This window comes from Mesorhizobium sp. M1A.T.Ca.IN.004.03.1.1, assembly GCF_003997555.1.
Taxonomy (GTDB): Bacteria; Pseudomonadota; Alphaproteobacteria; order Rhizobiales; family Rhizobiaceae; genus Mesorhizobium.
This window is the reverse complement of record NZ_RZTV01000005.1, coordinates 37,029-61,087: the sequence shown is the minus strand read 5'-3', so window position 1 is coordinate 61,087 and position 24,059 is coordinate 37,029. Positions and strand designations below refer to the sequence as shown.

The following is a 24,059-nucleotide window of genomic DNA, read 5'->3' as shown; positions in this document are numbered from 1 at the left end:
CATGGCAACGCGACCGATCAGCCCCGAGGACCATGACCGCATCGCCGAGACCATCCGTGCCGCGGAAGCAAGGACCGACGGCGAGATATACTGCGTCGTGGCGGGGTCCAGCGACGGCTATTTCTTCCCGGCCGCGTTCGCGGCGGCGCTCGCCACGATTGTCGTCAGCCTCGCAGTGGCCTACGGGCTGGAAGCCTTGTGGCTGACCATCCGTTTGCCGCATTTCGTGCTTGCTCAGCTTCTGGCGTTTGGCTGCATGCTTGCGCTCCTCTGGGCGCTGCCCGGCTTGCGCATTCACCTCGTGCCGAAACGGCTGCGCTACCAGGCGGCGCATGCCAATGCGATGAAGCAATTTCTCGCCCGCAACGTCCACCGCACCCAGGCGAGGACGGGCGTGCTGATCTTCGTCTCCATCGCCGAGCGCTATGCCGAGGTCGTTGCCGACAGCGGCATCGATGCTAAGGTCGGCCAGCATGTCTGGGATGGCGTGGTGCGGGACCTGACACAGCACGCGGGCGACGACCGACTCGCCGACGGCTTCGCCAAGGCGATCGAATCGGTCGGCGCGGTGCTGGCCGAGCATTTCCCGGTTACCGCCGGCGACACCAATGAATTGGATGACCATCTCGTCGAGATCTGACGGAACTGGCTGAAAATCTGCTCTGCCGGGGCCGGGTGAGGGCTGGTTTTCGGCGCCTCCGATGCCGCCAAGCTCGTTTGTGAGAAAGCGCGGGCGCGACAGCGCGGACTCTTTGCAGTCGGGCCAAGCGGGTTTATGATTAACAAATCATGAACACGCTGACGATCGACATCCGGAAAGCCGACCCTCGCGATGCAACAGCTATCGCGGACGTGCACCAGGAGGCATGGCGCGGCGCCTATTCCGGCATCATCCCGCATCGCACGCTGACGGCCATGATCAATCGCCGCGGCCCCGATTGGTGGGCGAACGCAATTCGCAAGGCAGCGACCGTGCTGGTGGTCGAGATCGGGGGCACGATCGCCGGCTATGCCACGATCGGCAGGAACCGCGCCCGCGAGCTCAGGCAGCAAGGCGAGATCTACGAGCTTTACCTGCGTCCGGAATATCAGGGCATCGGCCTCGGCAGCAGGCTGTTCAAGGCGGCGCGGACGCGCCTTGCCGACCACGGCCTCAGAGGCCTGGTGGTGTGGGCGCTGGAGGACAATTACAACGCGCTGGCCTTCTATGCCGGCAATGGCGGCCGCGACGTCGCCGAAGGCGTCGAGGTCTTCGAGCAGAAGGCGCTGAAGAAGGTTGCCTTCGTCTGGGAATGATGGCCGCCACTTAAAGCGCGTAGCGGTGACGTGCTTCAAGTCTTCGTTTGATGCATATCGTTCGCCCAAAACCGCTGCGCAGTCTTGGGCGACATGCATTGGGTTACAATCCATCACAAACTGTGCGCTTCCATTAGCGTCCAGTGCTATTCGCCGCATTGCACCATGAAGCGCCGCCCGCTATCGATCTCACAAATCGAGAGAGGGATTTGAGCATGCGCATCGAAGCCGTACCAACGGGGAAGAATCCGCCCGAGGACATCAACGTCATCATCGAGGTGCCGATCGGCGGCGAGCCGATCAAGTACGAGATGGACAAGGAGGCCGGCACGCTGTTCGTCGACCGCTTCCTGCACACCTCGATGCGCTATCCCGGCAATTACGGCTTCGTGCCGCACACTTTGTCGGGGGACGGCGACCCAATCGACGTGCTCGTCTGCAACACGCGCGCGCTGGTGCCGGGCTGCGTCATCAATGTGCGGCCGATCGGCGTCTTGATCATGGAAGACAATGCCGGCCAGGACGAGAAGGTGATCGCGGTTCCCTCGCCGAAGCTGACGCTGCGCTACGAGAATGTCACCGAATACACGCACCTGCCGGAAATCACCCGCCAGCAGGTGCAGCACTTCTTCGAGCACTACAAGGATCTCGAGCCCGGCAAATGGGTCAAGATCGAGGGCTGGCACGATTCCAACTATGCCAAGAAGATGATCGTCGAGGCGATCGAACGGGCGAAGGCGGTCAAGTAGGTAAGCGGCAGCCAACGGCTGGGCGATGGGGCTTGGGCGAGCCCTCAACGTCGTCATCCCAGGCGAAGCAGGAGCGCAGCTCCGTCGCGGAGACCCTGGGAGCCATGCCGTGAGGTCGCGCGAAGATCGTTACGGAACAGAATTACTGCACCGTGGCAACGCCTTGATGTAACGGCATGGATCCTTGGGTCTGCGCCGCGTCGCTTCGCTCCTTGCTCCGCCCAAGGATGACGGATGCGCAACCTTCGCCGTCTCGCATTCGTCGAACACCCTCTGATTTCTAGTTATCTACTCGCCCGAAGTCCGGCACGTTGCCGATCACCTCGCGCTTGTCCTTGCCGCAAGCAAAACCCTTCGCCTTTTGGTCGGCGAGCTTGCGGGCCTGATCGTTGGCCTGAGGGTTGCCGGTAGCGAGCACGAGGCCTATTGTGCAGCCCTCATGCTCCTCCGGCTGCGCGACCTTGGCGACCACCAGCACCTCGGTCGGCTTGTTTTCGTTTTCGGGATTGCTGATCTCGCGACGATGAATCACGGCGAAGGGCACCGCCTTGTCGCCATTGGTTTCGATGCGCCACTCGATCTTCGCCCCAGCGGTGTTGAACCCGGAGAAACTCTCCCAGATGGCGGTCATGTCGTCGGAGGGAAAACCGTAGTAGACGGACTCGCGCGCGTCGTCATAGCCGATCAGCACCGGATAGCCGCGATAGCCCGCGCAGGCGAGGTTCGCCCAGTCGCCGTCGCCTTCTTCCGATTGCGCGTAGGTCACGCAGTCCTTCTTCCAGTCGAGGTCGGTATAGTCGCTGGAAATGTCGCCGGCATGGGCCGAGCCACCAAGGATGACAAAGGCAGTAAGAGCAAGCCAGGCGCGCATCCGAAGACCTCCGTTTGGTGCAGCAGCGTAGCGTTGAAACCCGCGTGAGCCTAGGAAGCTGGGTTGGCGCGAAGGGTCAATTGTCTAGGCCACCGACGCCCGGAACTGGGCAGTCGGACGGTGCGGACCACTATTTCTTCAAGCTGGCTTCAATCAGCAGATCGGCGTTACGGGCGACTGATGCCGCCGGTCCGCCGAGGCCGAACAATTGGCCGCTGATATAGGCGCCTTCGATCAGCAGCAGCAGCCCATCGCCCAGCGTGTCGGAATCACTCGCACCCATCGCTGCCGCCATGGCGCGCAGGCGCCGGCGCAATTCCTGCTTGTTGTTCTCGCTCACCACCCGCGCGGGATGGCCGTGCTCGGGATATTCGACCGCCGCATTGGTCATGCCGCAGCCGCGATAGTTCGGCCTCTGCGTGCGTTTGCCCACGCGGGTGAGGAATGCGATGATCTGCGCGCGCGGATTGCCAGGATGCGCGTCCACAGCCTCGTCGAACCGCTGCCAGAATTCGAGGTCGTACTTGCGCAGATAGGAAGCGGCGAGTTCGTCCTTGGACGGGAAGGTCCGGTACAGGCTGGGCTTGGTGACGCCGGCGCGCCTGACGATCTCATCGACGCCGATCGCCCGGATGCCTTCGCGATAGAACAGGTCGCGCGCCACGTCGAGGATCTTGTCGGCAGCCTTCGGTGCCGGCGCCGTGCCGGCTCCGCTGATCGACGCTTCAATTTTATTGTCCGATGGCATTCAACAAACTCGCTTGACAATGTTACTGACCGGTACGTATGAATGGCGCCGCTCCATTGCAACGTACCGGTCAGTAACATGATAGCTCATTCCCGTCCCTTTGGCCAGCGCTACGCCTTCGTCGTCGTCGCAGTCATCTTCTTCTGCCTGCTGATCGCCGCCGGGCTTCGTTCCGCGCCGGCGGTCATGATGCTGCCGCTGGAAGAGAGCTTCGGCTGGCGGCGCGATGTCGTCTCGCTTGCCGCCGCTGTCGGCATCTTCCTCTATGGCCTCACCGGGCCGTTTGCCGCGGCGTTGATGGAGCGGATCGGGCTACGCCGCACGCTGCTTGCCGCGCTGCTGATCATGTCGGGTTCCACAGCGCTCAGCCTGCTGATGACCAAGCCGTGGCATCTGCTGCTCACATGGGGGGTATTTTCGGGCATCGGCTCGGGCGCGGTCGCCACCGTGCTCGGCGCCACCATCGTCAATCGCTGGTTCAAGACCAATCGCGGCCTGGTGATGGGGCTGATGTCCGCCTCGAGCGCGACCGGCCTGCTGGTGTTCCTGCCGCTGCTCGCCTCGTTGGCTCAGTCGGGAGGTTGGAAGCCGGTCGCCGTTGCCATCGCCATTGCCACGGCGGCTCTCGTGCCGCTGGTCTTTCTGCTGGTGCCGGAGCGCCCGGCTTCCATCGGCCAGGTGCGTTATGGCGCCGATGCCGACGACGTGCCGCCGGTGTCGCCGGCCGCGCAAGGCAATTTCCTGGCGCATACGCTGAACACGTTGCGCCGTGCCGCGGGAACCAGGGTGTTCTGGTACCTGTTCGCCACATTCTTCGTCTGCGGTTTCACCACAAACGGCCTCGTCGGCACGCACCTCATCGCCTTTTGCGGCGACATGGGCATCGGCGAGGTGCAGGCAGCCGGGCTGTTGTCGATGATGGGCATCTTCGACCTGATCGGCACGACGCTGTCCGGCTGGCTCACCGACCGTTTCGATCCGCGCAAGCTGCTTGGCGTCTATTATGCCGTGCGCGGCCTGTCGCTGATCTATCTGCCCTATTCCGGCTTCTCGGCCGTCAGCCTGGTCATCTTCGCCGTGCTCTATGGGCTCGACTGGATCGCCACCGTGCCGCCGACGCTCAGGCTCGCCAACGAAGCTTTCGGCGACCGCAGCGGCCCGATCGTGTTCGGCTGGATTGTCGCCGGCCACCAAGTGGGCGCCGCGGCGGCGGCGGCCTTCGGCGGCACGATGCGCGAATTGCAGGGCAATTACGAGCTTGCCTTCCTGATCGCCGGCATGACCGGCATAGCCGCGGCCTGTATTTCGCTCTTGATCAACACGAGCAAGCCGGCTTTTGAGCCGGAACCGCAGGCGGCGTAAGCGCGACTTCCCTTCTCCCGCAAGGGGAGAAGGGGAGAGCTGTGACCTGTTATCAAAATTTCATGGTTCCGATATGCGCCTGAAACATTGAGGCCGGAGGTTGGCGGTCCCGTTCAACGCCATCCGGAGACAGCCATGAACAAGCTCTCGTTAACCCGCCGCGCTTTCGTCACCTCGGCCAGCGCCTTTGGCCTAGTCGGCGCCTCCGGATTCGCGTTGCCTTACTATTCGCGCGCCAATCAGCGCCCGGCCTTCACCCACGGCGTCCAGTCCGGCGATATCGACGCCACCTCCGGCATGGTCTGGACCCGCACCGACCGGCCGGCGCGCGTGATGTACGAAGTGTCGACCACCGAAAGCTTCGTCGACGCCGTCAGGCTGGCGCCGCTCGATACCTCGCCCGCCAGCGACTATACGGTGAAGCGGCTGCTCACCGACCTCGCCGCCGACCAGGACATTTTCTACCGGATGACGGCCGCCGATCTTTCCGACATCAACGCCGTCTCCAAGCCGATCGTCGGCCGTTTCCGCACCGCGCCGGCGTCGAAGCGCGACGTGCGCTTCGCGTGGTCGGGCGACACCGCCGGCCAGGGCTGGGGCATCGACGAGACCGGCATGAAGACCTACTCCACCATCGCCAAGCATACGCCTGACTTCTTCCTCCATTCCGGCGACACGATCTATGCCGACGGCGCCATGAAGGACGAGGTCGACCTGCCCGGCGGCGGCAAGTGGAAGAACGTCGTCATGATCGACGGCAAGCGCAAGGTTGCCGAAACGCTGGACGAGTATCGCGACCAGTGGAAGTACAACATGATGGACAAGCACGTGCTCGCGCTTAGCGCCATCTGCCCGACCTTCTACCAGTGGGACGACCACGAGGTGGTGAACAACTGGTCGGATTCGAAGGACCTGACGACCGACAACCGCTACACGGAAAAATCCATCCCTGTGCTGGCGGCCCGCGCGGCGCGCGCCTTCCATGAGATGACGACCATCCGCTACGAACCTTCGGAACCGGGACGCGTCTATCGCAAGATCGCCCACGGGCCGCTGCTCGACGTGTTCTTCCTCGACATGCGCTCCTACCGCGGCCCGAACGGCCCCGACATGGAGGACACGCTGACGCCGAAGTCGCGCATGCTCGGCGAGCAGCAGACGCAGTGGCTGAAGCGCGAGCTGGCGAATTCCAAGGCGACCTGGAAGATCATCGCCGCCGACATGCCGCTCGGCCTCGTCGTCTGGAACGACGCGGCCAAAAAGGTCGGAGCCGAGGCGGTCAGCAACGGCGACAATGGCGCGCCGAAGGGCCGCGAGCTCGAATTCGCCGACCTGCTGCGCTACATCAAGACCGCCGGGATCACCAACACGGTGTGGCTGACCGCCGACGTCCACTACACGGCGGCGCATTACTACAATCCAGACAAGGCGCAGTTCCAGGATTTCAACCCGTTCTGGGAATTCGTCTCCGGCCCGATCCACGCCGGCACCTTCGGTCCCAACGATCTCGACATGACCTTCGGGCCCGAGCTGAAGTTCATCAAGGCGCCGAGCGCCGAGCAGGGCCAGAACCTGCCGCCATCAGCGGGCCTGCAGTTCTTCGGCCTGGTCGACATTTCCGGCGCCACCGAGCAACTAACGGTGCGGCTGATGGATCGCGACGACAACCAGCTCTACAAGGTCACGCTCGATCCGGTGCGGTCGGCTTAGGGTCGGCGCCAGGCAACCCTCTCTGTCCTGTCGGACTGTCCGTCACGGCAGAGGAGGGTGTGCCGGAGTGCTACCTTTGTCGATAGCCGTCGCAATATTAATCCGGATAGCAGGTCGCGGGAATGCTCGGCCAGACGGCGGTGTCGCAGTTGGCTGCCTTCTGGCGCTGCTTGAATGCGGCGCTGACCGGGCCGGTGACGATCGGGTCGACCCCGTCCGGGGCGTCGGCAAACATCTGCTGCGCGGTTTTGGCATCAGGGGGCGAGGGGTCAGCTTCTCTCAGGGCAGCCGCCGACTGCGCGGCGCCAGCCGCAACAAGCACGCCAAGCGCTGCCCACGCGAAAACCGGACGCAATCTGGACATCTGATCGGTCATGAACATGAAATTGCCCGGCCCCTCAAAGGTTCCGCCTTGGTTAACAGAATCATTTCACACCAAGACGTTTAAGAATCAGTGACCATTTATTTGGGGCGGGGCCTCCCCTTTCGCAATTGCGAAAAACCTTGTATGAGCCGCCCAACGAAAAAGGCGGCGCTTTCGGGCCTGCTGCCTGCAACGCTCCCGAGACCAGACAATGAACCTCCGCAATATCGCGATCATCGCGCATGTCGACCATGGGAAAACCACGCTCGTCGACCAACTCCTGAAACAGTCCGGCGCCTTCCGCGAAAACCAGCGCGTCGCCGAGCGCGCCATGGACTCCAACGACCTCGAAAAAGAACGCGGCATCACCATCCTGGCCAAGGCGACCTCGGTCGATTGGAAGGGCACCCGCATCAACATCGTCGACACGCCCGGACACGCCGACTTCGGCGGCGAGGTCGAGCGCATCCTGTCGATGGTGGATTCGGCGATCGTGCTCGTCGACGCCGCCGAAGGGCCGATGCCGCAGACCAAATTCGTCGTCGGCAAGGCGCTGAAGGTAGGTCTGCGGCCGATCGTCGTCATCAACAAGATCGACCGCCCGGACGCCCGTCACATCGAGGTGGTCAACGAGGTGTTCGACCTGTTCGCGGCGCTCGATGCGACCGACGAACAGCTCGACTTCCCGATCCTCTACGGCTCGGGCCGCGACGGCTGGGTGTCGGAAAATCCTGAAGGCCCGAAAGACCAGGGCCTTGCGCCGCTGTTCGATCTCGTCGTCAAGCATGTGCCGGCGCCGACGGTGCATCCCGGTCCGTTCCGCATGATCGGTACGATCCTCGAAGCCAATCCGTTCCTCGGCCGCATCATCACCGGCCGCATCGAGTCCGGTTCGCTGAAGCCCAACCAGGCGGTCAAGGTGCTGCACCATGACGGCACGCAGATCGAGACCGGACGAATCTCGAAAATCCTCGCCTTCCGCGGGCTCGAGCGCCAGCCGATCGAGGAAGCCCAGGCGGGCGACATCGTCGCCATCGCCGGCCTGTCGAAGGGCACCGTCGCCGACACCTTCTGCGATCCGAGCGTGAGCGAGCCGCTGCATGCGCAGCCGATCGACCCGCCGACGGTGACCATGTCCTTCCTGGTCAACGACAGTCCGCTTGCCGGCACCGAGGGCGACAAGGTGACCAGCCGCGTCATTCGCGACCGGCTGCTGCGCGAGGCCGAAGGCAATGTGGCGCTCAAGATCGAGGAATCGCCGGAGAAGGATTCCTTCTTCGTCTCCGGTCGCGGCGAGTTGCAGCTTGCCGTGCTGATCGAGACGATGCGCCGCGAAGGCTTCGAGATCGCCGTGTCGCGCCCGCGGGTCGTCATGCAGAAGGGCGATGACGGCCAGTTGCTGGAGCCGGTCGAGGAAGTCGTCATCGACGTCGACGAGGAGCACGCCGGCGTGGTCGTGCAGAAGATGTCGGAACGCAAGGCCGAGATGGTCGAGCTGCGCCCCTCCGGCGGCAACCGCCAGCGCCTTGTCTTCCATGCGCCGACCCGCGGCCTGATCGGCTACCAGTCGGAGCTGTTGACCGACACGCGCGGCACCGCCGTGATGAACCGGCTGTTTCATGCCTATGAGCCGTACAAGGGCGAGCTGCCCGGCCGCACCAATGGCGTGCTGATCTCCAACGAACAGGGTGAGTCGGTCGCCTATGCGATGTGGAACCTGGAGGACCGCGGCCCGATGATCATCGATCCGGGCGTCAAGGTTTACCAGGGCATGATCATCGGCATCCATTCCCGCGACAACGACCTGGAAGTGAACGTGCTGAAGGGCAAGAAGCTCACCAACATCCGCGCCGCCGGCAAGGACGAGGCGGTGAAGCTGACGCCGCCGGTCCGCATGACGCTGGAACGCGCGCTGGCCTGGATCCAGGACGACGAGCTGGTCGAGGTGACGCCGAAGACCATTCGGCTCAGGAAGCTCTATCTCGACCCGAACGAGCGCAAGCGCTTCGAGAAGTCGGCCAAGGTGATGGGCGCGGCGTAGGGTTTTAGCCCAGGCAGTTACTCAAGGGAGGGGGCATCGCTCCCTCTCTTTTCACTTCATGCACATGCGGCCGAAACGACAGCGTCACGGCCGGTCTCGCCGGAGAGGTCGACGCGTACCACCATGCCGTCGCGCACCGGCCTGCGCAGGGCTTTGGCGCCGCACGGTTCGATAGCGAGCAACCGCCGCGCTTCCCAGGCCTGCAGCCTCGACCGGGAGATGCCGAGCTCGCCGGCGAGCAAGCGGTCAAGCCGCAAGGGCGTTGCGGCATCGAGCCGAAGCTCAAGCCAAAGCGCCGTCGCGCCTTCCGGCCTGCCATCCAGCGGCTCCTTTCGCACCGTGACTTCGGGAGATTCTTCGATCCGCCCGACCCGATTTCTGAGCGCCACGGCATCGAAGCCATAGTGTCGGACCAGCGTCGGATCGTTGCGCTCCAGTGCAGCCATCAGCGCCGGTGCGATGTCGCGACGGTTGCATCGCTCGAAAATGGTTCGGTTCCAGGAATTGTCGCAGTCGGTGCAGCGATAGATCAGCCAGGCATCGATGCGCTTGCCGTTGGCGTTGACGCGGAACTTTCCGCTGCATTGGTAAGGTTTGACGCCGCCGCAGCGATTGCAGTTGATGAGAGGTCGAGGCGCGACTGCGGGCGCGACCACCCAGCGAATGCGCAAAGTTCGAGACATGCCGATAGGCCCTTCCCGTCGGGAAGTCCGTCAGCGCGGCAATGTCCGAGATGCCCATGCGGGCACGGTGTGGCGAAAGGCTGTAGTGGTTGAAAATCAGGCGCCCGCGCGATTGCGCGACGGCGGCTCAGCAATGCCAAACCGGTCTCGCTCCGCCGCCTGAAGAACACATGAAATGAATGCAGGTGCCGCCAAAGCGCGCCTGCGGTGCTTTCGGGAGTAGACGAGACCGGCGGTTACTGAGGCAAAGTGAAACTCGAAATCGGGAAAGGATCGGCTCTTCTAGCCGTGCGACGGCGGGCGGGCAAGAGTATGCCGCCCGCCGTGTTTCACTGTGACGACCTTCGGGCGCTTTGGCGCTACATCATCTCGATGATCGGCGCGACCTCGACGCTGAAGGCCGGGTTCATCAGGATCGGACAATCCCTGGCCTTGGCGACGGCATCGTCGATATCCTTCGCTTCGACGATCGTGTAGCCGGCGGTTGGATTGCTGCCGCCATTGTTCTCGACCGCGCCGCCGGGCAGCACCGTTCTCGACATGCCGACAGGATTGCCGCCGTCGATCACGGCCGAACCCAGCTTGTCGTACCAGCCGGTCCAGGCATCCATCGCGGCTTTGCGCTCGGCCTCGTCGGTCGGCATCTTGCCGGAGCCGTGATAGACATAGAGAAATTTCGCCATGTTCTCCTCCCTTTTCGGCAGCGTCGAGCCGGGATGCGGCAGCGCCGCCTGGCGGTATGCGGCTATGTCGCAATCCGATATGCGGCTACGCCGCAATCCGATATGGGCTACGCCGCAATCGTTGATATGCGAGCTAGCCGCAATCATCGATATGCGGGCTAACCGCAATCGTTGATCATCGACCCAAACGGCGGGGCGGGCAACGAGAAATTCGACGTTGCTAATGTGAGGCCGGTGAGCCTCACCTTGCCATGGCGTGGTATTCGGGGTTCGGTCGCATGTCGACCGCGGCGGCCACCCGGTTCGACATGTTGAAGAAGGCGGCAGTCGAGGCGATGTCCCAGATGTCGCGATCACTGAAGCCCACCTGTCGCAACGCGGCGCGGTCGCCCTCGACGATCTTGGCTGGCTCCTCCGTCAGCTTGACCGCGAATTCCAGCATCGCCGTCTCCCTTTCGGGCAAGCCGGCGGCGCGGAAATTCATCACCATCATCTCGCCAAGAGCGGGCTCACCGGAAAGCTGGCGCACCGCCGCGCCATGCGCGGTCAGGCAGTAGTAGCACTGGTTGATCGAGGAAACGGCGACCGCGATCATCTCGCGCTCCAGCTTCGACAGGCCGGACTCGCCCAGCATCAGCTCGTTATACATGTCGGTGAAGGCGCGCAGCTTCTTCTCGTCGAAGGCGTAGGCCAGAAGCACGTTGGGCACGAGGCCGAGCTTTTCCTCGCATTTGGCGAAATAAGCCTTCGTCGCTTCGCTCAGCTCCGCCCGGGCCAGGTCGAGCGCCGTAATCCTGTCGGTCATATCCGTTCTCCTCGCAGGGTGAGCGTCGGTTCGATTTTCTTAAAGCGTCGTCAAACCTTTGTCGCCAAATAGCGCTCATCTGCTACCATAGACCCAAAAGCATGTGACGGGAGGGACTTCACATCATGGCCAGCCTGAAAACCGCAAGCCAGCCGAAAAAAACCAGTCCGGCAAAAGGAGGCGCGGCAAGGGCAGGCGAAAAGCCCGGCAGGCTCGCCGACTATCTCCTCGCCCGCACGCCGGCCGAAGACATCGCCGCCTATGACGTCGCCGACCTCGAACGCGCCGCCGATCTCGCCGGCCGGGCGGTCGCCAGGCACAGAAAGGGCGATTGCATCATTGCCATAGACGTGGATTCCGGCGTGACGCGCCAGGGCCGGCCGATGACGGTCATCACCGTCGTCAACGACAACATGCCGTTCCTGTTCGATTCCATCCTCGGCGAGATCACCGAGAGCGCCGGCGAGCCGCTTTTGGTCACCCATCCCGTCATCGTCGTCCGGCACGGCAAGAGCGGCATCGAGGAGATCCTCGGAGACGGCGGCTCCGTCAAGGGCGAAACCAGCCATGACCGGCTGAGCGTCGTCCACGTCCATATCGGCCGCCTTTCGGCGGATCAGGCCGAAGCCCTGGCCGGCCGCCTGAAGAAGCTGCTGGACCAGGTGCGCGCCGCCGTCGCCGATTGGAAGCCGATGCTTGCCCGGCTCGATCAGGCCATCTCGGAATTCCGCTACGCGCCGGTGCCGCTCGACAAGGCGCATGTCACCGAGGCGATCGCCTTCCTCGAATGGCTGCGAGACGACAATTTCACCTTCCTCGGCATGCGCGAGTTCAACTACACCGGCGGCGAGAAGAGCGGCATGCTGGAGCGCGCCGACAAACCCGGCCTCGGCATCCTCGCGGATCCCGACGTCCTGGTTCTCAGGCGCGGCACCGAGGCGGTGTCGACAACGCCGGAGATCCGCGCCTTCCTGCATGGGCCGGAACCGCTGATCGTCACCAAGGCCAATGCCAAGTCCCTGGTGCACCGGCGCATCTATCTCGACTATATCGGCGTCAAAACCTACACCGCCAAGGGCGTGCTTTCAGGCGAGCTGCGCATCGTAGGCCTGTTCACCTCGACCGCCTACACGCGTTCGGTGATGAAGATCCCCTATCTGCGCTCGAAGGCCGAGACGGTCATCGCCAAGTCCGGCTTCAATCCACATGACCATTCCGGCAAGGCGCTGATCAACGTGCTGGAGAGCTATCCGCGCGACGAGCTGTTTCAGGTTCCGGTGCCGATCCTCAGGAAGCACGCCGAAGCCATCCTCGGACTGATCGAACGGCCGCGCGTCAGGGCGCTGGTGCGGGTCGATCAGTTCGACCGGTTCGTCTCGATTCTCGTCTTCGTGCCGCGCGACCGCTACGACAGCGTCGTGCGCGAGAAGATCGGCACCTACCTGAAGACAGTATTTCAGGGCCGGCTCTCGGCATATTATCCGGCCTTCCCAGAAGGCGGGCTGGCGCGTGTGCATTTCATCATCGGCCGCTCCGGCGGCAAGACGCCGAAGGTCGAGCCGGCAACGATAGAGGCAGCGATCCGCGACATCGTGCGCACCTGGGACGATGCGCTGCGCGAAGCAGTGTCGGAATCGGGCGCCGATGCAACGCTTACGGCAATTGCCTCGCGCTTTTCGGAAAGCTATCGCGATTCGTTCTCGCCGGCCGTGGCGCTGGCCGATGCAGGACGCATCGCCAGGATCGATGCGGCCAATCCAATCGCCATCGACTATTACCGCCATGCCGACCAGAAGCCGCACCAGGCGGCGCTGAAGATCTATCACCACGGCAGTCCGGTGGCGCTGTCGCGGCGCGTGCCGGTGCTGGAGAATATCGGCTTCCGCGTCATCAGCGAGCGCACCTTCGAGGTTGGCGACGAAGCCTCCGGCATGGTGTTCATCCACGACATGGAGCTGGAGAACAGCTACGGCAAGCCGATCGACCTCGGCGACGGTGCGCTGTTCGAGGATGCCTTCCTGTCGGTCTGGCGCGGCGACGTCGACAATGACGGCTATAACGGCCTTGCCCAGACCGCGGGTCTCTGGTCGGGCGAAATCACGATCCTGCGCGCCTACGGCCGCTATTTGCAGCAGGCCGGTATCCCGCAGAGCCAGGATTTCATCGCCGCCGCGCTCAACCGCTATCCGGAGATCGCGCGCGGCCTGCATCAGCTGTTCGTTGCCCGCCTTGGCCCGACGGCCGAGACCGAGGGCGTGGTCGCCGCCAAGCACCTCAAGGCCAAGATCAAGGACGCGCTGGAAGAGGTGCCCAACATTGATGACGACACCATCATCCGTCGTTATCTCAACCTGATCGAAGCCTCGCTGCGCACCAATCATTTCGTTGCCGATACGAAAGACAAAGGACAGTCGCTGGCGATCAAGCTGGATTCGCAGGCGGTCGACGGGCTGCCGGCGCCCCGCCCCTGGCGCGAGATCTTCGTCTACGGCTCGGAGGTCGAGGGCGTTCATCTGCGCTTCGGCCCGGTGGCGCGCGGCGGCCTGCGCTGGTCTGACCGCGCCCAGGACTACCGCACCGAGGTGCTGGGTCTGGTCAAGGCGCAGCAGGTCAAGAACGCGGTCATCGTGCCGGTCGGCGCGAAGGGCGGCTTCTATCCGAAGAAACTGCCGATGAGCGCCGGCCGCGACGCGATCTTCGAGGCCGGCACTTCGGCCTACAAGAATTTCGTCTCCAGCCTGCTTTCGATCACCGACAATATCGGTGTCGACGGCATCATCCCGCCGGCCGGCGTGGTGCGGCGCGACCAGGATGATCCCTATTTCGTCGTTGCCGCCGACAAGGGCACGGCGACCTTCTCCGATACGGCCAACGCCATTTCGGAGACGCACAATTTCTGGCTGGACGACGCCTTCGCCAGCGGCGGCTCGGCCGGCTACGACCACAAGAAGATGGGCATCACCGCCAAGGGCGCCTGGGAAGCGGTGAAGCGGCATTTCCGCGAGATGAACCGCGACATCCAGACCGAGCCCTTCACGGTCGTCGGCGTCGGCGACATGTCGGGCGACGTGTTTGGCAACGGCATGCTCCTGTCACCGGCAACCAAGCTGATCGCCGCCTTCGACCACCGCGACATCTTCATCGACCCCGACCCGGACATGGCGGCCTCGCTGGCCGAGCGCCAGCGCATGTTCGGACTGCCGCGCTCGTCGTGGCAGGACTATGACAAGTCAAAGCTGTCGGAAGGCGGCGTCATCGTCTCGCGCAGCCTGAAGTCGATAACGCTGCCGCAGGCGGCGGCCGCCGCGATCGGCCTCGCCAAGACCACGGCAACGCCGGTCGAGATCATGAACGCCATCCTCAAGGCGCCCGTCGATCTTTTGTGGTTCGGCGGCATCGGCACCTATGTCCGGGGCTCCGGCGAGACCAATGCCGATGTCGGCGACCGCGCCAACGACGCCATCCGCGTCACCGCGCTCGACGTGCGCGCCAAGGTCATCGGCGAGGGCGCCAATCTTGGCGTCACGCAGCGGGCGCGCATCGAGTTCGGTATGAAGGGCGGCCGCTGCAATTCCGACGCCATCGACAATTCGGGCGGCGTCAACTGCTCGGACGTCGAGGTCAACATCAAGATCGCGCTGGCGTCGGCCATGCGCAAAGGCTCGCTGGCGCGGCCGGCGCGCAACAAGCTGCTTGCCGAGATGACCGATGAGGTGAGCACGCTGGTGCTTTCTAACAACTACCAGCAGACGCTGGCGCTGTCGCTGGCGCGCAAGCGCGGGCTGGCCGACATCGCGCACCAGGCGCGCTTCATGACGGCGCTCGAAGCGCGCGGCCTGCTCGACCGCGCCGTCGAGACGCTGCCTTCGCCGGCGGCGCTCGCCGAGCGCGAGGCTCGCGGCGAGCCGTTGACCAGGGCCGAACTCGGCGTGCTGCTTGCTTATGCCAAGATCGTGCTCTTCTCCGACATCGTCGCCAGCGACGTGCCGGACGATCCGCATTTCGACCGCGATCTGATGGGCTATTTCCCGGAGCGGATGGCGAAGAAATTCGCCGGCGAGATCCGTGCCCACCGGCTGCGGCGCGAGATCATCGCGCGCGTCGTCGCCAACGATCTCGTCAACCGCGGCGGGCCGTCTTTCGTCAACCGGCTGCAGGAAGCGACGGGCCGCACAGCGGGCGCCGTCGTGCGCACTTTCGCCCTGGTGCGCGACGGTTTCGCGCTGCCTTCGCTATACAAGGAGATCGATGCCCTCGACAACCAGATCGACGGCCAGACGCAGCTCGATCTCTACCAGGCAGTCAGCCGGCTCATCTTCATGACCAGCGGCTGGTACCTGAAGAACGACCTATCCTCCGCGCCGCTGGGCCAGCGCATCGCCGACTTGCAGGAAGCGCGCAAGGCTTTGGAGCCGAAGCTCATCTCGCTGCTGCCGGCCTTCTCGCGCGAGCGGATCGAGGCGCGGCGCCATGACCTGTTTGAGGGCGGCGCGCCCGACAAACTTGCCGAAAAGCTGGCGCTGGCCGAGGTGAGCGACCTGATCCCGGACATCGCGCTCACCGCACGCACGGCCAATGCCGACATCGTCAGCGCCGCCAGGGCCTTCTTCGCCGTCAGCGACGCTTTTCGCATCCCTCGCGTCGAGGAGGCCGCGCGCTCGATCATGCCGCCGGACTATTACGACCAGCTGGCGCTGTCGCGCGCGACCGACACGATCGGCGCCGCAAGGCGCGGCATCGCGGTCGCCGCGCTCACCGGCCACGGCAACGCGGCGGATCCGGTGGCGGCCTGGCTGGAGGCCGGCGGCGAGCAGGTCGGGCGCATCCGCGAGCGGCTGCAGGCGCTGACCGAAGGCGGCGACATCACCGTGTCTCGGCTGTCGGTGGCGTCCGGCCTGATGAGCGACCTGACGGGGATGTAGGTTTACCCTCCCCCTTGCGGGGAGGGTCGCTGCGAAGCAGCGGGGCGGGAGGCAGCGCCGACCCCCATGCGGACCTGAGGTGCGACTTCCCCAGAAGGAAGAGGTCGCGGCCGGCGCTCTTGTTCCCGCTGACGCGGAGTGGAAACGCGCAAGCCAATGAGCGGCGGCGCCGTGCTTGTTCATTTGCATCGCCGCCCGAAAACATGCAGACATGCGCGGGTCGCGGGCGGAGCGGACGATGCCGGAGGGGACATGGCCGAAGTAGCAGTGCAGCGGGCAACGGGGCGCGGCATTTGGGGCTGGATGTTCTTCGACTGGGCGGCGCAACCCTTCTTCACCGTCGTCACCACCTTCATCTTCGGGCCATACTTCGTCTCGCGCATGGCGAGCGACCCCACAACCGGGCAGGCTGCCTGGGGCTACGGCATCGCTGCCGCGGGTCTTGTCATTGCGGTGCTTTCGCCGGTGCTCGGCTCGATTGCCGACCAGACCGGGCCGCGCAAGCCATGGATCGCCTCCTTCGCGGCGGTCAAGATCGTCAGCCTTACGCTGCTTTGGTTCGCCGCGCCCGGCTCCAGCCTGTTCCTGATCGTGCTGCTCTTCTCGCTCGCCTCCGTGGCCGCGGAATTCTCCACCGTCTTCAACGATTCCATGATGCCGCGCCTGGTGCCGAAGGAGGATATCGGCAAGATCTCCAACATCGCCTGGGGGCTCGGCTATCTCGGCGGCATGGTGGCCTTGATCTTCGTGGTGCTGTTCCTGGCCGGCAATCTGGAAACCGGCAAGACGATCATCGGCCTCGACCCGCTGTTCGGGCTCGATCCTAAGCTTGGGGAGGACGCGCGCTTCACCGGGCCGATGTCGGCCGGATGGTACTTCCTGTTCATCCTGCCGATGTTCATCTTCACGCCGGACGCCATCAAAGGGCTTTCAATGGGCCCGGCGGTGCGAGAGGGCCTGTCGGAATTGAAGTCCACGCTCTTCGAGGTGCGCAAGCGCGTCGGCATCTTCCGCTTCCTCGTCGCCCGCATGATCTATCAGGACGGCGTCAACGCGCTCCTGGCGCTCGGCGGCACCTTCGCCGCCGGCATGTTCAACTGGTCGATCACCGAGATCGGCATGTTCGGCATCATCCTCAACGTCGTCGCGATCTTCGGCTGCTGGATCGCCGCGCGCCTCGACACCGCGCTCGGCTCGAAGGCCGTGGTGATGTTTGCGCTGATGCTGCTTTTGCTGGCTACGATCGGCGTCGTGTCGACCGGGCCAGGCTTCACGCTGCTCGGCCTAATACAACTGCCCACCACCGATTCCGGCGGCCTCTTCGGCACCGCGGCCGAAAAGGCCTACATCCTCTACGGCCTGCTGATCGGGCTCGCCTTCGGGCCGGTGCAGGCCTCCTCGCGCTCCTACATGGCGCGCAGCGTCACGGCCGCCGAGTCCGGCCGCTATTTCGGCATCTACGCGCTGGCCGGCAGGGCAACGAGCTTCCTGGCGCCGTTCCTGGTGTCGACGATCACGCTGGCCAGCGGCTCGGCACGGCTCGGCATGGCGGTGATCGCGCTGTTCCTCGGCCTCGGCATGGCAATCCTGGTCAGGACGCCATATCCGGCGGACAAGCCGGTGGAATAGCGCTCTCCTTCTCCCCTTGTGGGAGAAGGTGTCGCCGAAGGCGACGGATGAGGGGTGCTGGACGGAATGAGGCGGCGGCAATTTCAAGCGCATTGCCAAGCTGGAACACCCCTCATCCATCTCGGCGCTAAGCGCCGATCCACCTTCTCCCACAAGGGGAGAAGGGAAGAAGGGCCCTCAATGCCTGAAATGCCGCACGCCGGTGAACACCATGGCGATGCCGTGCTCGTCGGCGGCGGCGATCACGTCCTCGTCGCGCATCGAACCGCCGGGCTGGATCACGGCCGTGGCGCCGGCCTCGATGGCCGACAGCAGGCCGTCGGCGAAGGGGAAGAAGGCGTCGGAAGCGACGACCGAACCCCGGGTCAGCGGCTCGGCCAGGCCAGCCGCCTCGGCAGCGTCGAGCGCCTTGCGGGCGGCGATGCGCGAGGAATCGACGCGGCTCATCTGGCCGGCGCCGATGCCGACGGTCGAGCCCTCCTTGACGTAGACGATGGCGTTCGACTTGACGTGCTTGGCGACGCGGAAGGCAAATTTAAGGTCGGCCATCTCGGCCGGAGTCGGCGCGCGTTTCGTCACCACCTTGAGCTCGAGGTCGTCGACCACCGCATTGTCCCGGCTTTGCACCAACAGCCCGCCGGCGACCGATTTGGCGACCGTGCCGGCGGCGCGCGGGTCGGGCAGACCGCCGGTGACCAGAAGGCGCAAGTTCTTCTTCGCCGCTATGATCGCCGCGGCCTCATCGGTGGCATCGGGCGCGATGATGACCTCGGTGAAGGTCTTCACGATCTCTTCCGCTGCCTCGGCGTCGAGCATGCGGTTCATGGCGACGATGCCGCCATAGGCCGAGACCGGATCGCAGGCCAGCGCCTTGGCGTAAGCCGCCTTCAGCGTCGCGCCCTCGGCCACACCACACGGGTTGGCGTGCTTGATGATGGCTATCGCCGCTGACCGGGTCGGATCGAATTCACCGACCAGCTCGAAGGCGGCGTCGGTATCGTTGATGTTGTTGTAGGAAAGCTGCTTGCCCTGCAGCTGCCTGGCGGTCGCGACGCCCGGGCGCTTGTCGCCGGAGAGATAGAAGCCGGCGCCCTGATGCGGGTTCTCGCCATAGCGCATCACCTGGTCGAGACTGCCGCCAAAGGCGCGCCAGGTCGGATGCTCGATTTCGAGCGTGTCGGCAAACCAGCCGGAGATCGCCGCATCGTAGGTCGCGGTGCGGGCAAAGGCCTTCGCCGCCAGCTTCTTGCGGAAATCGAGCGACAGCGAGCCGAGATTCATCTCGAGCGCGTTGAGCACCGAGGCATAGTCGGCAGGGTCGGTGACGATGGCGACATAGGCGTGGTTCTTGGCCGAGGCGCGGATCATCGCCGGGCCGCCGATGTCGATGTTTTCCACGATCGAGGCGTAGCCGGCGCCGGAGCGGCGGACCTCCTCGAACGGGTAGAGGTTGGACACGACGAGGTCGATCGGCTGGATGTGGTGGTCGTGCATCGCTTTCGCGTGCTCTGGGTCGTCGCGCACGCCGAGCAGGGCGCCATGCACTGAGGGATGCAAGGTCTTGACGCGGCCGTCCATGATCTCGGGAAAGCCGGTCAGCTCCGAAACATCGCGCACGGCAAGGCCGGCCGCGGCGATCTCCTTCGCGGTGCCGCCGGTGGAGACCAGCTCGACGCCGGCGGCGGCAAGGGCTTTGGCAAAGTCGATCAAACCGGTCTTGTCGAAAACGGAAAGCAGCGCGCGGCGAATCGGAACGAGGTCGGGCGCCGGAATGTTCTTGGCGGGGACGGCCATGGCTGGCGGCCTTTCAAGGCTGGTTGGGAACGTTCGCGGGCCGTAGCATATGAGGCTCGGAAATCAAGCGCGCAACTCGGGTTCCTTGGCCGCGAATCAGTTGTTCTCGGGATAGCCGGCGACGGCGGCGCGCGTCAGCTGCCAGTGCACCTCGGCGATCTCCGAGGCCTTGAAGGCAAGCACGATCTGCCGGCTGCGGCGCGGTCCGCCGAGCCCGGCGAAATAGATCGATTCCTCGATTTCCGGCGCCACTTCGGCACAAGTGAACACCCAGGTGTCGCCCTGGGAGGCCGCCAGGGTCAGGCGGCCCTGCTCGTCGTGCAGCAGGCCGATGTCGGGATGGATATGGAAGCGCACGGTGACGAAGTCGCGGCCATTGTTGCGGATCGCCGCACCTCCGGGGCGAAGGAAGCGGTCGCGGCCGGTCAGCACATTGCCGTTCTCCGCCAGCTTCAGCTCCCGCTCGTGCAGCAAGCCGAAGCGCGCGGCATAGCCGTCGTGGCGCGCGACAAAGCCCTGCACACCCTTCTGGTCGATGCGCTTGCAGGGCACATGCTGCGGGCCGCCGATCAGCGGCGAGCCGAGCAGGTCGCTGACCCGCAACGAGTGACTGAAGCGCGCCGAGGACGTGTCGTTGACGGTGGCTGTCGAATGCGCGGCGGTGGCGCGGGCGAGCGGCCGGAATTCGGCCGCGCCATAGGTATCGATGCCTGCGTTGACGATGAAATGCTGGCGCCCGGAAGAAAGCTCGAAAGCGAGGCAGCCGGCATGCGCCGCGTTGGAGATGTCGACAGGCGGCGGCAGGCCGGTGTCGGCGATCACCGTGACGCCGCCCATCGACAGGCGCTCATAGCCGGAATGGGGCGCGTGCAGCAGCGGCGCGCCGACCGTGTCGTCATGACGCAGGATGGTGGCGATGCGATCGTGGATGGTGGCGCCCATGCCGTTGAAGCGGGCAAGGCTGCCGTCCTGGTGGCGGAAGAAGCGCAGCGCCGGCAGCATGCGGTCGATGGCGTTGATCAGCGCCGGCGGCGGCGCCTCCGCCTGGTTGGCATAGGTCTGGCGCAACGGCAGAAGGTCGGCGAGCAATTCCAGCACCGTCATCGGGTTGCGCGAGATGTGACCGCCGTCCGGCAGGATCTGGTGGTCGAGCTCCTCGGCCAGGTTGCGCGTGGCGGCGCGCAGCGCCGAGGCCGGCGCGGGCAGCGACAGGGTGGAGAAGGCGAGCGCGATGCGAGCGCGCAGCCTGTCCTTGCCGTCCGGCATCTCGCGCGCCATCGATCTGAGATAGCGGATCTGCATGGCGAGCGATTTGAGGAAGGCGCGGTAGAACGGGAATTCGGCGCCTTGCAGCACGACCGAGGAATGCTGGAGCCAGGCAATCACCCGCTTGGCTGTCGTGCCAGGCTCCCAGGCAACGCCCGATATCTGGTTGCCGTGCATGACGATCCAGTCCGAGACCAGGGCGCGAGCGTTGGCGGCGGCGAGCTCGGTGCCTGCGGCGCGCATATGGCGCAGCCAGCGGAAGCCGTGCAGCGACTTTTGCCAGCCGCGGTTGGGCACATTGATCTGGAAAGGCGATTTGCCGCCGGTCTCGACCATGTGGCCGGACAGCGGATAGCGGCCATAGTAGATTTCGAGCGCGATCTGCGGGTCGGCAAGCCTCAGATCTGGCGGCGCGATGAGGACGCGCTCGGGCGTGCGGCCGGAATAACGCCAGCGATAGATAGGACCGGCACGAAGGCGGCGGCGCGTTTTGCGCCAGAACTCCCTCGCGACAAGCGTCCAAAGACGCGTCGTGCTGCCGGCAGCAAGTGCCAAAACCCCTCCTGATAGTCGTCAGCCCCTAAGCACAAGCTTATATGATTCAAGAACTTATGCGAAGGCGGATTTCCACGAAGTGAACCCCTTCACGCGGCCATGACCTGGGCATCGCTAAAAAAGTCGGCAAGATTTATGCAATAACGTCCTAAATCGTCCTTCTCATCCGGGCGGCAAAGAAGCCGTCGAGCCCCGAAACCCCCGGTGAATTCAGCACCAAATCGGCGGGGGTGGTGCGCAGCGTGCCATCGGGCGTGAGGAAGGGATCGAGGCCGGCGAATTCACCCGCTTGGATCGGATCGGCGATCACGCCGCGAGTTCCGGCAAGGAAGACGCGATAAAGCTCCTCGCCCTCGATCGGGTCGAGCGAACAATTGGAAAAGACGAGCCGTCCGCCCGGTTTGACGAGAGTGACGGCGTGAGCGAGCAGGCGCCGCTGCAGCGTGGCGAGCTTCTCGACATCGGCTATGTTTTTTGTCCACGGCACGTCGGGATGCCGGCGCACGGTGCCGGTCGAGGAGCAGGGCGCGTCGAGCAGCACGGCGTCGAACGGCTCCGCCGGCCGGTAGTCGAGCAGGTCGGTGTGCGCCAGTTCGGCCGAAAGGCCGAGGCGTTTTAGGTTCTCACCCAGCCTGGCCAGCCGGTTCTTTGAACTGTCGACGGCGGTGACGTTCGCGCCGGCGAGGATCAGCTGGGCCGTCTTGCCGCCGGGCGCGGCGCAAAGATCGGCGATGCGTTGTCCCTTGATGTCGCGGAAAAGGCGCGCGGGCAGGGCTGCCGCCGCATCCTGCACCCACCAGGCGCCGTCGGCGAAGCCGGGCAGATCGGTGACGCCGGTCTGCAGCTTCTCGACGCGCACCGTGCCGGTCGGCAGCACGATGCCGCCCAGCTTCTCCGCCCAGAGCGAAGGGTCGGTTTTAACGGTGAAATCGACCGGAGCCTCATGGCGATGGGCGGCAAGAATGGCCTCCGCCCTGGCGGCGCCATAGGCTGTGGCCAGTCGGTCTGCGAACCACTGGGGCGCCTCGGTCGTCGCGGCGAGCGTCGGCGCCAGCTCGGCGCCCTTGGCACGCGCCAGCGAGCGCAGCACGCCGTTGACGAGACCGGAGAAACGCAGCGTGCGTGGGTCGGACTTGGCGTGGGTGACGGCGAGGTCGACGGCGGCGCTGTCGGGAATGTCGAGAAACAGGATCTGCGCGGCGGCCACGTGCAGGATGTGCGAGAGCACGGTGGCGTTGGCCGGCAACGGCCTTTCCAGACGCCTTGCAAGCAGTCCGGCAATGGTCATGCGGTGGCGCAGCGCCGTGACCAGAATGGCGCGCACCAATGCGCGGTCGCGCTGGTCGAGCGCCTTGTATTGCGGGTGGCCGTGCTCGTTGTCGGTCAGGCCGTCGAGCGGGGTATGGGCATCGATGACGGCGGCAAGCAGGCGGGCGGCCGCCTTGCGCGCCGCGAGGCCGGCGACCGTTTCGCTCGCACTTGCGTCACCTCTGCCTTGGGTTTGCGGTCGGCGCTTCGCTCCGTTCACGACCACGGACCTTTGGATCCTGTGCCGCGGGGGCCGGTCGGGTTGCGACCCCAGGGATTGGGCTTCGGCCGCTCCGGCTCGGCCGGCTGGCTCCATGGTCCTGCCTGCGGCTCGTCCGGCTGGCCTGGCGCAGGGGCTTCGCGCCGCGCGGCTTGGGCGGCACCGCTCATCTCGCGCGCCATCTGCTGCAGGGCGGCGATGCGGTTCTCTGTGCTCGGGTGGGTCGAGAACAGATTGTCCATGCGCTCACCGTGCAACGGATTGATGATGAACAGATGTGCCATCGCCGGATTTCGCTCGGCATCCGGATTGGGAATGCGCTCGGCGCCGCGCGCGATCTTGTCGAGCGCCGAGGCGAGCCACAACGGATTTCCGCAAATTTCGGCGCCGCGCCGGTCGGCCTCGTATTCGCGGGTGCGGCTCACCGCCATTTGCACGATCATGGCGGCAAAGGGCGCAACGAGCATGGCGACAAGCACGCCGACGAAGCCCAGCGGATTGTTGTTTTCGCGGCTGCCGCCGAAGAAGAAGGCGAAATTGCCGAGCATCGAGATCGCGCCGGCAAGCGTCGCGACAATCGTCATGGTAAGCGTGTCGCGATGCTGCACATGGGCGAGTTCATGCGCCATCACCGCCGCGACCTCTTCGTGGCTGAGCCGCTCCAGCAGGCCGGTCGATGCGGCTACAGCGGCGTTTTCGGGATTGCGGCCAGTGGCGAAGGCGTTCGGCTGCGGACTGTCGATCAGATAGGTCTTCGGCATCGGCAGGCCGGCCTGCTTGGCCAGCGCCTCAACGATCGCATAATATTCGGGAGCGTTCCTCTCGTCGACCTCGATGGCGCGGTTCATCGACAGCACCATCTTGTCGGCATTCCAGTAGCTGAACAGGTTCATGCCGGCGGCCAACAGCAAGGCGATCACCATGCCGCCGGTGCCGCCGATCAGAAAGCCGACGCCCATGAACAGCGCGGTCATCGCAGCAAGGAGCATGGCGGTGCGAAGCGTATTCATCGTCTCTTCCGTCTGGCGTGGTGGCGAATAGGGGTCGATCCTG

Annotated in this window: 18 protein-coding genes; 8 read left to right on the top strand and 10 right to left on the bottom strand. The window is 64.8% G+C overall.

Annotation, left to right across the window (positions count from 1 at the left end):
* Nucleotide 1 precedes the first annotated feature (1 nt).
* From EOD29_RS17235 to ppa, 3 genes are all read left to right on the top strand, one after another.
* The gene (locus EOD29_RS17235; protein WP_067324916.1) at nucleotides 2-640 is read left to right on the top strand and encodes a TPM domain-containing protein; all 639 of its coding nucleotides are present in this window, start codon (nucleotides 2-4) and stop codon (nucleotides 638-640) included.
* 149 nt (nucleotides 641-789) lie between these two features.
* Entirely contained in the window at nucleotides 790-1,296 is a 507-nt protein-coding gene (locus EOD29_RS17230; protein WP_067001444.1) for a GNAT family N-acetyltransferase, read from the top strand.
* A 215-nt stretch (nucleotides 1,297-1,511) separates the two neighbouring features.
* The gene (gene ppa, locus EOD29_RS17225) at nucleotides 1,512-2,045 is read left to right on the top strand and encodes an inorganic diphosphatase (protein ID WP_067001447.1); all 534 of its coding nucleotides are present in this window, start codon (nucleotides 1,512-1,514) and stop codon (nucleotides 2,043-2,045) included.
* Between the two features lie 280 nt (nucleotides 2,046-2,325).
* On the opposite strand, the gene EOD29_RS17220 is transcribed toward ppa, so the two are convergent.
* Nucleotides 2,326-2,916 carry a hypothetical protein gene (locus EOD29_RS17220; protein WP_127247296.1) on the bottom strand — a complete coding sequence of 197 codons (591 nt, stop codon included), beginning with the start codon at nucleotides 2,914-2,916 and terminating at the stop codon, nucleotides 2,326-2,328.
* A 130-nt stretch (nucleotides 2,917-3,046) separates the two neighbouring features.
* Complete coding sequence (locus tag EOD29_RS17215) at nucleotides 3,047-3,664, bottom strand: TetR/AcrR family transcriptional regulator (protein ID WP_127247295.1); 618 nt, start codon at nucleotides 3,662-3,664, stop codon at nucleotides 3,047-3,049.
* A gap of 78 nt (nucleotides 3,665-3,742) precedes the next feature.
* On the opposite strand from EOD29_RS17215, the gene EOD29_RS17210 reads away from it, so the two are divergent.
* Nucleotides 3,743-5,026, top strand: a complete 1,284-nt coding sequence (locus tag EOD29_RS17210) for an MFS transporter (protein WP_127239477.1) — start codon at nucleotides 3,743-3,745, stop codon at nucleotides 5,024-5,026.
* 135 nt (nucleotides 5,027-5,161) lie between these two features.
* Nucleotides 5,162-6,736 (top strand): alkaline phosphatase, encoded by a 1,575-nt coding sequence (locus EOD29_RS17205; RefSeq protein WP_127247294.1) that lies wholly within the window; start codon nucleotides 5,162-5,164, stop codon nucleotides 6,734-6,736.
* A gap of 97 nt (nucleotides 6,737-6,833) precedes the next feature.
* On the opposite strand, the gene EOD29_RS17200 is transcribed toward EOD29_RS17205, so the two are convergent.
* Nucleotides 6,834-7,118, bottom strand: coding sequence for a hypothetical protein (locus tag EOD29_RS17200; RefSeq protein ID WP_245475361.1), 285 nt, complete (start codon nucleotides 7,116-7,118; stop codon nucleotides 6,834-6,836).
* A 193-nt stretch (nucleotides 7,119-7,311) separates the two neighbouring features.
* Here EOD29_RS17200 and typA point away from each other — a divergent pair, with 193 nt between their 5' ends.
* Nucleotides 7,312-9,141 (top strand): translational GTPase TypA, encoded by a 1,830-nt coding sequence (typA, locus tag EOD29_RS17195; protein ID WP_067001463.1) that lies wholly within the window; start codon nucleotides 7,312-7,314, stop codon nucleotides 9,139-9,141.
* A gap of 56 nt (nucleotides 9,142-9,197) precedes the next feature.
* On the opposite strand, the gene EOD29_RS17190 is transcribed toward typA, so the two are convergent.
* The 3 genes from EOD29_RS17190 to EOD29_RS17180 form a co-directional block, all read right to left on the bottom strand.
* Nucleotides 9,198-9,824 (bottom strand): DUF1062 domain-containing protein, encoded by a 627-nt coding sequence (locus tag EOD29_RS17190; RefSeq protein ID WP_067324929.1) that lies wholly within the window; start codon nucleotides 9,822-9,824, stop codon nucleotides 9,198-9,200.
* Between the two features lie 359 nt (nucleotides 9,825-10,183).
* On the bottom strand, nucleotides 10,184-10,507 hold the full coding sequence (locus EOD29_RS17185; protein ID WP_095799958.1) for a YciI family protein: 324 nt from the start codon (nucleotides 10,505-10,507) through the stop codon (nucleotides 10,184-10,186).
* 241 nt (nucleotides 10,508-10,748) lie between these two features.
* A complete protein-coding gene (locus EOD29_RS17180) occupies nucleotides 10,749-11,312 on the bottom strand; it encodes a peroxidase-related enzyme (protein ID WP_067001468.1) in 564 nt (187 codons plus the stop codon).
* 125 nt (nucleotides 11,313-11,437) lie between these two features.
* Here EOD29_RS17180 and EOD29_RS17175 point away from each other — a divergent pair, with 125 nt between their 5' ends.
* Nucleotides 11,438-16,234 carry an NAD-glutamate dehydrogenase gene (locus EOD29_RS17175; protein ID WP_127247293.1) on the top strand — a complete coding sequence of 1,599 codons (4,797 nt, stop codon included), beginning with the start codon at nucleotides 11,438-11,440 and terminating at the stop codon, nucleotides 16,232-16,234.
* Nucleotides 16,235-16,486: 252 nt separating this feature from the next.
* Nucleotides 16,487-17,863 carry an MFS transporter gene (locus tag EOD29_RS17170; RefSeq protein ID WP_067001474.1) on the top strand — a complete coding sequence of 459 codons (1,377 nt, stop codon included), beginning with the start codon at nucleotides 16,487-16,489 and terminating at the stop codon, nucleotides 17,861-17,863.
* Nucleotides 17,864-18,040: 177 nt separating this feature from the next.
* On the opposite strand, the gene purH is transcribed toward EOD29_RS17170, so the two are convergent.
* The 4 genes from purH to htpX form a co-directional block, all read right to left on the bottom strand.
* Entirely contained in the window at nucleotides 18,041-19,657 is a 1,617-nt protein-coding gene (gene purH / locus EOD29_RS17165) for a bifunctional phosphoribosylaminoimidazolecarboxamide formyltransferase/IMP cyclohydrolase (RefSeq protein WP_127247292.1), read from the bottom strand.
* Between the two features lie 96 nt (nucleotides 19,658-19,753).
* Entirely contained in the window at nucleotides 19,754-21,478 is a 1,725-nt protein-coding gene (locus EOD29_RS17160) for a heparinase II/III family protein (RefSeq protein WP_127247291.1), read from the bottom strand.
* Between the two features lie 148 nt (nucleotides 21,479-21,626).
* Complete coding sequence (locus tag EOD29_RS17155) at nucleotides 21,627-23,012, bottom strand: RsmB/NOP family class I SAM-dependent RNA methyltransferase (RefSeq protein WP_245475360.1); 1,386 nt, start codon at nucleotides 23,010-23,012, stop codon at nucleotides 21,627-21,629.
* Nucleotides 23,003-24,016 (bottom strand): zinc metalloprotease HtpX, encoded by a 1,014-nt coding sequence (htpX, locus tag EOD29_RS17150; RefSeq protein ID WP_127247289.1) that lies wholly within the window; start codon nucleotides 24,014-24,016, stop codon nucleotides 23,003-23,005. The genes EOD29_RS17155 and htpX overlap by 10 nt, the downstream gene beginning before the upstream one ends.
* Nucleotides 24,017-24,059 lie beyond the last annotated feature (43 nt).

Bases quoted from the DNA above. Each gene is read 5' to 3' on its own strand.
- EOD29_RS17235 (WP_067324916.1), top strand. From the start codon at position 2: ATGGCAACGCGACCGATCAGCCCCGAGGACCATGACCGCATCGCCGAG.
- EOD29_RS17230 (WP_067001444.1), top strand. From the start codon at position 790: ATGAACACGCTGACGATCGACATCCGGAAAGCCGACCCTCGCGATGCA.
- ppa (WP_067001447.1), top strand. From the start codon at position 1,512: ATGCGCATCGAAGCCGTACCAACGGGGAAGAATCCGCCCGAGGACATC.
- EOD29_RS17220 (WP_127247296.1), bottom strand. From the start codon at position 2,916: ATGCGCGCCTGGCTTGCTCTTACTGCCTTTGTCATCCTTGGTGGCTCG.
- EOD29_RS17215 (WP_127247295.1), bottom strand. From the start codon at position 3,664: ATGCCATCGGACAATAAAATTGAAGCGTCGATCAGCGGAGCCGGCACG.
- EOD29_RS17210 (WP_127239477.1), top strand. From the start codon at position 3,743: ATGATAGCTCATTCCCGTCCCTTTGGCCAGCGCTACGCCTTCGTCGTC.
- EOD29_RS17205 (WP_127247294.1), top strand. From the start codon at position 5,162: ATGAACAAGCTCTCGTTAACCCGCCGCGCTTTCGTCACCTCGGCCAGC.
- EOD29_RS17200 (WP_245475361.1), bottom strand. From the start codon at position 7,118: ATGTTCATGACCGATCAGATGTCCAGATTGCGTCCGGTTTTCGCGTGG.
- typA (WP_067001463.1), top strand. From the start codon at position 7,312: ATGAACCTCCGCAATATCGCGATCATCGCGCATGTCGACCATGGGAAA.
- EOD29_RS17190 (WP_067324929.1), bottom strand. From the start codon at position 9,824: ATGTCTCGAACTTTGCGCATTCGCTGGGTGGTCGCGCCCGCAGTCGCG.
- EOD29_RS17185 (WP_095799958.1), bottom strand. From the start codon at position 10,507: ATGGCGAAATTTCTCTATGTCTATCACGGCTCCGGCAAGATGCCGACC.
- EOD29_RS17180 (WP_067001468.1), bottom strand. From the start codon at position 11,312: ATGACCGACAGGATTACGGCGCTCGACCTGGCCCGGGCGGAGCTGAGC.
- EOD29_RS17175 (WP_127247293.1), top strand. From the start codon at position 11,438: ATGGCCAGCCTGAAAACCGCAAGCCAGCCGAAAAAAACCAGTCCGGCA.
- EOD29_RS17170 (WP_067001474.1), top strand. From the start codon at position 16,487: ATGGCCGAAGTAGCAGTGCAGCGGGCAACGGGGCGCGGCATTTGGGGC.
- purH (WP_127247292.1), bottom strand. From the start codon at position 19,657: ATGGCCGTCCCCGCCAAGAACATTCCGGCGCCCGACCTCGTTCCGATT.
- htpX (WP_127247289.1), bottom strand. From the start codon at position 24,016: ATGAATACGCTTCGCACCGCCATGCTCCTTGCTGCGATGACCGCGCTG.